Source organism: Psychromarinibacter halotolerans, assembly GCF_029168315.1.
Taxonomy (GTDB): Bacteria; Pseudomonadota; Alphaproteobacteria; order Rhodobacterales; family Rhodobacteraceae; genus Psychromarinibacter; species Psychromarinibacter halotolerans.
The window spans coordinates 1-404 of the sequence record NZ_JARGYD010000051.1 but is presented as its reverse complement, the minus strand read 5'-3'; the positions used below and the strand labels follow the sequence as shown (position 1 = coordinate 404).

Below are 404 nucleotides of genomic sequence, written 5' to 3'. Positions count from 1 at the left end.
TCGCCATCGACGTCGGTGTCGTTCGCCAGCACACCCGGCAGCGAGATCACGAGGCTCGTATCCTCGTCCGTGACATAGCTGTCGTCCGCCGCCACCGGATCGTCGTTCGCGGCGTTCACGGTGAGGCTCACCGTCGCGGTATCCGTCCCACCGTTGCCGTCGTCGACAAGGTAGGTGAAGCTGTCCGACCCGTTGAAGTTCGCATCCGGCGTGTACGTGAACGACCCGTCCGGGTTCAGGTTCAGCGTCCCGTTCGACGGCCCCGTCGCGACGATGCTCGACAGCGTGTCGCCATCGATGTCCGTATCGTTCGCCAGCACACCGGGCAGCGAGATCACAAGGCTCGTATCCTCGTCCGTGACATAGCTGTCCGCCACCGCCACGGGATCGTCGTTCACCGCGTT

The 404-nt window shown here is 64.4% G+C and carries 1 protein-coding gene; it reads right to left on the bottom strand.

Annotated features, from left to right (window positions below; translation table 11 throughout):
• The coding region (locus P1K30_RS23875; protein ID WP_275635243.1) for a cadherin-like domain-containing protein at positions 1-404 on the bottom strand (404 nt) is incomplete at both ends.